This is a genomic window from Aminobacter sp. GW821-FHT11F06, assembly GCF_058808215.1.
In genome coordinates this window covers 102,119-110,463 of sequence record NZ_JBXARL010000014.1, presented here as the reverse complement: position 1 = coordinate 110,463, position 8,345 = coordinate 102,119, and the positions used below count along the sequence as shown (strand labels likewise).

Below are 8,345 nucleotides of genomic sequence, written 5' to 3'. Positions count from 1 at the left end.
CGACCAGCATCCCAAGAGGCGACGACTGTCGCATCTCTAACCGGCTCATGTGTCGCATCTCTAAAATGCCGCTACACACAAATGTCGCATAATCTATCTTATGGAACTTACGCGACGGCAAGATGGCTGTGGTTCTCCCCCAGTCCGCAAAAAGCAATGTTCGCAGATCAGGCAGCCACTCATCGGTGCCATCGGTAAGTTCGCACCTGCGCGGGTAAGCCAACATAGAGCAAATTTACCGGCAAATCCTGCCTGCTGGTAGGTTCTGGACGGTCGTAAGAAATATCGAGGCGCCAAGATGCCGGACTTGCTGGTTGAAACTTCCAGCAAGTCACTCGTGCCTTGACCCCGACCTCTGTGCCTCCATCGCCAGGCAAGGAGACTGCCAGGACGATCCCTACTCCAGGCCGAGCTTCTGCCTTCGCCTTGTCGCCCAGGCGGTGATCAGCTGGTCGGCGGTCAGGCCCATGAAGGCGACGCAGAGGCCGAGCACCAGGCCTTTGCCGGCATCGTTGAAGGTCAGCGCCCGGAAGATCTCCTGGCCGATGTCCTTGGTGCCGATGAAGGCGGCGATGATGACCATGAACAGCGCGAACATGATGGTCTGGTTGATGCCAAGCATGATCTCGGGGAAAGCGAGCGGCATGCGGATGTTCCACAAAAGCTGACGTCTCGTGCAGCCTGACGTGATGCCGGCCTCGACGATTTCGGATGGCACGTTGCGCAGTCCGAAGATGGTGTAGCGAACGATCGGGATCATCGCATAGATGATGATGGCCGAAATCGCAGCGACATCGCCGACCTTGAACAGCATGATGACAGGGATCAGGTAGATGAACGATGGGAAGGTCTGGAAGGTGTCGCACAACAGCCTGACGATGCCGGTGCGACGCTCGGTGCGCGATGCCCAGATGCCGATCGGCAGACCGATCAGGACACAGATCACGACGGCGACCGTCACCATATAGGCGGTGATCAGCGACCGCTCCCAATAGCCGGCGAAGGCGATGAACAGCACGAAGCCCGAAACTGTCAGCGCAAGGCGCAGGCCGCCGAGCGACCAGCCGGCTGCTGCGACAAGCGCCACCATCGCCGTCCATGGAATGCTCTGGAACAGGTCACGCACAGGGATCAGCACGTAGAGCAGCATCGCGTTGCGCAGATATTGTAGCGGTTCGTAGAAGGTCACCGTGACCCAGCCGACGAGCGCGTCCCAGAACGGTGCTGTGCTGAGCGTGAGGCTGGATGGCCAGGCTTGCGCATAGGGCGTGACGAGCGAAAGCACGAGCGAACCAAAGATGACCAAAGCCGCGGCGGACAGAAACGGGAAGCGCTGCAGGAATGTGGAATCGGCCACCACATGCGATGGCTCTTTATGGGCTGCCGCCCGGCTCAACTGGTCGAGCGTGATCGCCATCAGGACGATCGCCACGCCGCTTTCCAGTGCCTGTCCGATCTTGAGTGCCTGCAGCCGAAACAGCAGATCGTGGCCGAGGCCCCTGGCCCCGACGAAGGATGCAATCACCACCATCGCCAGGCACTGCATGATGACCTGGTTGACGCCAACCAGCAGCGCTTGCCTGGCTGCGGGAATTTCGACCATCCACAACGTCTGGAAGCGGTTGCAACCGGCCATTTTGCCGGCTTCGCGGATTTCTTCGGCAACCCCTTTCAGGCCAAGAATGGTAAGCCTTGCCATGGGCGGAATGGCGAAGATGACGGTGGCGATGGCGCCGGCCTTGTGACCGACGCCGATGAAGACGGCGATCGGGATCAGATAGGAAAAATGCGGCAGCGACTGCAACACGTTGAGCAGCGGCACGACCATCGCCTCGAACCAGGGCTTCTTGACCGCCATGATGCCGATCGCCAAGCCGATGAAACCGGCGATCGGTGCCGCGACAAGCACCACAGACAGCGTGATCATCGACAGTTCCCATTTGCCGAAGATCGCCATATAGGCAACGCAGCCCGCGGCCAGCGCGCCAAGCCGCCAATCCCTGAGATACCAGCCCAGTACGCCCGACAAGCCAGCGATCATGACCCACGGCATCGCGGGCACACCGATTTGCGGGAAACCGGCGACCAGCAGGCCTTCGACGAAGGCCAGCGGCCAGGTGATGAGTTCGGCAATCCAGCGCGTCAGGTCCTTGAACGAGAACAGCCCAAACATCGCGTCGTCTCGCATGTGCTCGACCAGCGTATTTGCCCAGTCGACGAATGGGACGGTCCAGGCCTTGGGCACCTGCACCGCCCATTCGGGAAGCAGCGAGGCGGCCAACATCAGGACGATGAAGGGCACCACGATGAGCAGCGGCTTGGACATGCCGGCAAGGGTCTTGGGTTGCTTCATCTCTTCTGGGCGGGTCAGCGTCGTTGTGGTCATGCGCACTGTTCCCTGCCGTAGAGCGCGTCGATCAGGCTGTCGCGGCTCAGCGTGCCGACCAATGTGCCACCGTCGTCGATGACATCGACGGGGCGCTCGGACAAAAGCACCTGGCGGGCGACGCTTGCCAAAAGCGCCTGCGCCTGGACGGCAGCCGCGTCAGGGGTGCGCGACGATGCGGGTGCCATGACGGCGCGCACAGACAACAGGCGGTCATGGGCGACGTTGCGGGTGAATTCGGCGACGTAAGGGGTCGCCGGACAGGTCACGAGTTCTTCCGCCGTGCCAAGTTGTTCAACGACACCATCCTTCATGATGGCGATCCTGTCGGCAACGCGGATCGCCTCGTCGAAGTCATGGGTGATGAAGACGATGGTCTTGTTGAGCACCTGCTGGAGGCGCAGGAACTCGTCCTGCATCTCGCGGCGGATCAACGGGTCGAGTGCCGAAAACGGCTCGTCGAGGAACCAGACGTCGGGACCCACGGCAAGCGAGCGGGCAATGCCGACACGCTGTTGCTGGCCGCCCGAGAGTTCGCGCGGATAGTAGCCCTCGCGCCCCTTCAAGCCGACGAGCTCGATCACTTCGCGTGCGCGCGCTTCGCGCTTGTGCCGGTCGGTGCCCCTGACCTGGAGCGGGAAGGCGACATTGTCGAGCACTGTGCGATGCGGCAGCAGGGCGAAGTGCTGGAACACCATGCCCATCTTGTGGCGCCTGAGATCGATCAGTTCGCGTTCGGATGCTGCAAGAATGTCCCGGCCTTCGAACATCACCTCGCCGGCCGTCGGCTCGATGAGACGGGCAAGGCAACGCAGCAAGGTTGACTTGCCGGAACCCGACAGGCCCATGACGACGAGAATTTCGCCGGGCATCACCTCGAAGGAGACGTCACGGACGGCTGGGATGTAGCCCTCGGCCCTGATGGTTTCGATCGAAGGGTTGCCGCCGTGGCGGTGCAGGAAGCTGGCCGGGTCGGAGCCATAGAGCTTCCAAAGATTGCGGCATGCGATTTTTGCTTCGGTCATGTCGAGTTTGCCTCTCGCCAAAGTGGCCGATGGGTGCGCGCGGCGAGGTGACGCCTGCATTGTGCAAGCGTCACGACACCACAACACGACTTTTCGACGCAGGACTTAGCTGGCCGAACCCAGCCAGGTCTTCCAACGCGCCTCGTTGTCAGCCAGCCATTTGTCGGCGGCCTGCTCGGGCTCCATGTTGTCGATGTCGGCCAGCTTGGCCTGGACAGCGATGTCCATGTTGGTGAAGTTGATCTTCTGCAGGATCGAATAGGCCTTGGGCCACTTGGTGGGGAATTCCTTCCAGGCGGCGATCTTCAGATAGCCGTCTTTCGGATTGCCGCAGTCGTAGCTCAATTCCTTGTTGGTGCCCCAGGACGGATCGTCCTTGCATTTGGGGTCGAAGGCCGGGAACTCGACGAACTTGCCGTCATAAAGCGCTTCGACGAAGTTCGGCGTCCAGTTGAACAGGACGATCGGTTCCTTGCGCTTGACGGCGGAATCGAGTTCCGCCCACAGTGCCGCGGACGAGCCGGCGTTGACGACTTCGAAGTTCATGCCAAGCGCCTCGACGCGTTCGGCGTCGTGCTTGAGCCAGTCGACCGGACCACCGAGAAACCGGCCCTTGGGCGCGGTCTCAGCCGTGGAGAACTTGTCGGCGCAGGCATTCAACGCCTCCCAAGCTGGCAATCCGGGGCAGACTTCTTCGACATAGGTGGGGTACCACCACTCTTCGCGCGTCTTGGCATCGTGGGTGGCGGCATCGACGACACAGCCCTCCTTGAGCACCTTTTGGAACGCAACGCCAAAGGCGCCTTCCCAAACTTCGTGCACCAGGCTGACGTCGCCTTCGCAAAGTGCTGTGTAGACGACCTGGCTGTCGGCGGAGACATATTCGACCTTGGCGCCGCCCTTTTCGAGCAGCTTGCCGACGATATGGGCGCCGACGATCTGGCTCGACCAGTTATGGGTCGGGATTTTGATGGCGTCTGTGGAATCGTCGGCGAAAGCCGTGCCAGCCGCGAAGGCCAGGATCGTGGCCATGGCTGCAGACTTCGTGAACTTGCTCATTGAAGCTCCCATTGTTTTGTGTTGCGATCGTTCCCGTGGAGTTTCGGATGTTGGCTCTATAGGCCTGTTCCTTTTCCGCTCCAGCCCCGCAAACATAGCGGTGAGAAGTGAACCGGTGTCGGGAGGGGTGTAAAAGTCGTGGTCTGACTTGTGAAAAGATGTTAATCGGGAATGGGAGGACAAGATGGTATGCGGGTTCAACATCACATCGTGATCGTGGAGGATGACCTGGTCACGCGGGCAAAACTTGCCGGCTACTTCCTGGCCGAGGGCTACAAGGTCAGCGAAGCGGGCGACGGCGAGCAGATGCGCACCATCATGGACCGGCATCCGGCCGACCTGCTGATGATCGACATCAATCTGCCTGGCGAGGATGGGCTCAAGCTTACCCGCGAGCAGCGCGAACGCTCCGACGTGGGCATCATTTTGGTCACCGGAAGAACCGATACAGTCGATCGCATCGTTGGTCTCGAAATCGGCGCCGACGACTACGTGACCAAGCCGGTCGAGCATCGCGAACTGCTCGCTCGCGTGAAAGGCCTGCTGCGCCGGGTCGGCAAGGGCCGGCAACCTGCCGTCACTGCAAGCTCACGCCATTTCTACGGCTGGACGCTCGAAGTGTCGCGCCGCACGTTGCAGGCGGCCGACGGTATTTTCGTCGAGCTGACAGGGGCCGAGTTCAAGCTTCTGTCGGTGTTGACCGCCAACCCCGGTCAGGTGCTGTCGCGCGAGCGCCTGCTGCACGAGATATCGCGGCGCGAATGGGACGCCAGCGACCGCACCGTCGATGTGCTGGTGCGACGACTACGCCAGAAGCTGAACGACAATCCGCGCGCTCCGCGCATCATCGTCACCGCCCATGGCGAAGGTTATTTCTTCGCACCCGATGCGAACCAGGCGGTTCGGGGAGCTGCCAGCTTCTAGTCTCCCCTGCCCTTGTGCCACCTCAGGCCGATTGCGCCGGGGCGCTCTCCAGCATCTTTTCCCATTGCCGCGTGCCCTCGGCAAAGGCTGCCTCGCACGCGTTGACCATGCGCCGCAGTTCGGCAAGGGACGCTGCGGCTGACGCGGTTTCGAGCGCCTCGGCAGACTTCAGCAAGCGCGGAAAGCCGAGTGAACCGGCAGAGCTCCGTGTCGCGTGGGCGAGGTCCCTGAGCGCTTCGCGATCGCTGGTTCTCAAGGCGTCATGCATCGCGCGAAAGCGCTTGGGCAGACTGTCATGGGCGATGCGATGCAGCCGCCGAACCGTCTCGGAGCCGAGTGCATCGAGATCAGCCTGGCAGGCCGCAATGTCCAGTGCCGCGACCGCTGCCTTGGTCGGACCTGCCCGATCGGCGAGTGTGGCAATCGCATCGAGCAGGTGCTCATGCACGATCGGTTTTGCAACGAAGGCATCGACGCCTGAATCGAGATAGCGGTCGACATCGGTCTTGAACACATGGGCCGACATCGCAACGACCGGCAGGCCGGGCGATGAAAGCTCGGCCCGTATCCGTTTCATCGTCTCGATCCCGTCGATGCCGGGCAGACTGACATCCATCACCACGACGTCTGGCTTGAAGTCGGCAATCGCTTCGAGGGCGAGATAGCCTGAGCTCACGGCCTTCACATGGTGACCTGCCTGGGACAGCAAGGTGGTGGAGACCAGCCGCGTCGCATCGTCGTCCTCGACCACCAGGATGTTGCGCGGCATCGTGGCAGGCGCGCGCGTACGGCGACGTTTTTCGGCAGCAAGGTTTGCGCCGACGGCTTTGTCCAGCGGCAATTCGAGCGTGAAAACGCTGCCCTTGCCCGGCTGCGGATCAACCACGAGATCGGCTCCCATCAGGCGGGCAAATTCGCGGCTGATGGCCAGGCCCAATCCGGTGCCACCAAACCGGCGGGTGATTGTCGCATCCATCTGGGTGAAGGCCTGGAAGATGTCCTCCTGACGTTCCGGCGAGATGCCGATGCCGGTGTCCGAAACCACAAGGCGCACGGTCTGCGCCCGCTTGGCGTCGGCTGCGAGCTTGGCCTCGACCAGCACCTGGCCGTGCTCGGTGAACTTGATTGCGTTGCTGACAAGGTTGAACAGGATCTGGCGTATCTTGCCGGCGTCGGCGGTAAAGGCGGGCGCAAGTTTCGGGTCGATTTCCAGCCTGAGATCGAGGCTCTTTTCCGTGGCCATGGGCCGCATGAAGGCGACCACCCCGGTGACAAGCTTCGATAGATCGAAGTCTATTTTTTCGATGGCGATATTGCCCGACTCGACCTTGGAGTAGTCGAGGATGGCGTTCAAAATGCCGAGCAGCGCTTCGCCGGAATTCGCCGCAACCGAAAGATGCTCGCGCTGTTTGGGACCGAGCCTGGTGTCGGCCAGCAGCCGCATCATGCCCAGCATGCCGGTCATCGGCGTTCGTATCTCGTGGCTCATGGTGGCGAGAAAGGCCGACTTGGCGCTGCTGGCCTGTTCGGCCCTGGTTCGCGCCTCGCCATGGTCGATCGCCTCCTGGCGCAGCCGCGTATTGACCTGCCTGATCTGCTCGGTCTGTTCTTCGACCAGTTGCTGCAGTTCTTCGCGGTGCCGCCTGAGTTCGTCGGTGATGCGCTCGCGCTCCTGCTCTAGCTCCAGCCGCCGCCGCGATTCATCACGGAACTGGTTGACCGCCACCGCCATGGTGCGCAGTTCGTCGTCGCCGGTGTCGGTGACCGTGACGTCGAGATCGCCAGCGGTCAGCCGCTGCATGGCGCGCGACAGTCCGCTCAAACGCCGGACAAGGTTGCGCTCGACATACAGCCAGACGATCGCACCCGAAACCAGAACGGCGCCGATCAAGGTGACGATGAGCACGATGACACCGATGCGAACCGCATCGTCGGCGCGGTTCGCTGTGGTTTTGGCGAACTCGTCGGAGCGATCGAGGATGTCCCTCGCAACCTGGTTCTGCGTCACGGCCAGGTCGCGATTGGCCTGGGCCATGGCGTCGAGATTGCCAGCCAGGTCGATGACGTGCTGGCGGCGGCCGAAGATCGATCCCGACACCGGCGCATCACCTGTGGCGGCTTCGATGGCGCCGAAGAACTCCATGCCCTGCTTGCGTCGCACCGGATCGTCGATGCTGAGGATGCGGCGCCGGATGACCTTCACATGATCCTGGAAGATGCCGCTGATCTCGCTGATCTCAGCCGTTGATTCAGCCCGGCTCAACCGGTTGATCAACAGGCTTACCTGCGCGCTGCGGTGGCGCAGTTCGTACATGCGCTCCATCAGATAGATGTCGTGCTCGATCAGCCTGTCTATGGCGCTGTAGGCATCTTCGCGGCGCTGCGGATCGCCGATCAGCCCGTAGAGATTGGCCGTCACCGCCGAGGCGCCGGCCGAGGCGTTGGAGATCAATGTTTCCGACAGCAGCAAGATTGATTGCGCGGCCGCGGCGGTGGCCTCGGCGCCGTCGCGATAGGCCTTGTCCTCTTCCAGCCGCTGACGGACCAGCTCGTTGTTCTGCTTGAGGTTGGCGAGCATCTTTTCGACCGAGCCGGCGAATTCCTCGACCAGCTTGGGATCGATCGACAGGCGCCTGACCTCGGCCAGCGACTTGACGATCTCCTGCGACAGCGTCGAAAGTTTCGTCTGTTCGGCCAGCAGCTCGTCGCGCGAGCGCACGGCGGCAAGTGCCGGGGCGGTGGCGACCAGCTTGGCACTCAGCTCGGCCGTGTGCTGGGTCGCGGCCACCGCAGGCAGCGCCTGGGCATTCACCACGGCCTGGGCGGCGGCGATGTTGCGCAGGATCAGCCAGCTGGCGATGCCGGACGACAGAGACAAACCAGTGATGCACAAGAAGGCGAGGAACAACCTTCCGCCGATGCCGAACCTATGAAGCATGGCTCATATAACC

5 protein-coding genes are annotated in these 8,345 nt (G+C 62.0%); 1 reads left to right on the top strand and 4 read right to left on the bottom strand.

Features of this window, described 5'->3' with window-relative positions; translation table 11 throughout:
• Window positions 1-397: 397 nt before the first annotated feature.
• The 3 genes from AC1RTB_RS25205 to AC1RTB_RS25195 all read right to left on the bottom strand — a co-directional run bounded on the left by AC1RTB_RS25205 (window position 398) and on the right by AC1RTB_RS25195 (window position 4,470).
• The gene (locus AC1RTB_RS25205; protein WP_492879046.1) at window positions 398-2,386 is read right to left on the bottom strand and encodes an ABC transporter permease; all 1,989 of its coding nucleotides are present in this window, start codon (window positions 2,384-2,386) and stop codon (window positions 398-400) included.
• Window positions 2,383-3,411 (bottom strand): quaternary amine ABC transporter ATP-binding protein, encoded by a 1,029-nt coding sequence (locus AC1RTB_RS25200; protein WP_492879047.1) that lies wholly within the window; start codon window positions 3,409-3,411, stop codon window positions 2,383-2,385. The genes AC1RTB_RS25205 and AC1RTB_RS25200 overlap by 4 nt, the downstream gene beginning before the upstream one ends.
• 105 nt (window positions 3,412-3,516) lie before the next feature.
• Entirely contained in the window at window positions 3,517-4,470 is a 954-nt protein-coding gene (locus AC1RTB_RS25195) for an ABC transporter substrate-binding protein (RefSeq protein WP_492879050.1), read from the bottom strand.
• A 189-nt stretch (window positions 4,471-4,659) separates the two neighbouring features.
• On the opposite strand from AC1RTB_RS25195, the gene torR reads away from it, so the two are divergent.
• Window positions 4,660-5,394 (top strand): two-component system response regulator TorR, encoded by a 735-nt coding sequence (gene torR / locus AC1RTB_RS25190; protein WP_492879052.1) that lies wholly within the window; start codon window positions 4,660-4,662, stop codon window positions 5,392-5,394.
• 22 nt (window positions 5,395-5,416) lie between these two features.
• Here the strand turns inward: torR and torS are convergent, their stop codons facing one another.
• Window positions 5,417-8,332, bottom strand: coding sequence for a TMAO reductase system sensor histidine kinase/response regulator TorS (gene torS, locus AC1RTB_RS25185; RefSeq protein WP_492879053.1), 2,916 nt, complete (start codon window positions 8,330-8,332; stop codon window positions 5,417-5,419).
• Window positions 8,333-8,345: the final 13 nt, after the last annotated feature.